The 463-nt window shown below is 71.9% G+C and carries 1 protein-coding gene; it reads right to left on the reverse strand.

The annotated features are described in order from the left end of the window. Positions 1-51: 51 nt before the first annotated feature. Positions 52-463 (reverse strand): DUF6286 domain-containing protein (locus BIV03_RS11140; RefSeq protein ID WP_254790863.1); only part of this gene is annotated, 412 nt, incomplete at its 5' end.

Consider the following 463-nt stretch of genomic DNA (forward strand, 5'->3'; position numbering starts at 1 on the left):
CGAGGCCGAGGACGAACAGGATGATCCGGTTCAGGGTCCGGTTGCTCTTGGTCATGCGAGGGTTCCCTTCTCCTCGACCGTGACGCTGACGCGTCGGCCGAAGCGTTCGTCGAGCCCCGAGAGGCGGTCCCGGACGGCGTCGCGGATGACCGCGTCGTCGACGGGGATCCCGCTGACGGGCACCACACGGACCGTGGTGGAGCGTCCGCGGGCGGTCGCGGAGGCGTTGCCCTCCGGGACACCGGCGGCCATCCCGGCGGCGTTCGCGGCCGTGGAGGCGAGGATGCGGGTGTCGATGACGACGGCACCACGGTCGTGGTCGATGACGGAGCGGTGCTGCCGGCCGGGCTTCAGGGCCAGGACGATCAGGACCACGCCGAGGACCAGCAGGACCACGGCGATGACCTCCGCGATCGTGACGAACGCGGCGTCCGGGCGGAGCGCGGCGTCGACGACGGTCTGC

Origin of the sequence: Curtobacterium sp. MCBA15_016, assembly GCF_001865105.1 — a bacterium.
Classification (GTDB): domain Bacteria; phylum Actinomycetota; class Actinomycetes; order Actinomycetales; family Microbacteriaceae; genus Curtobacterium.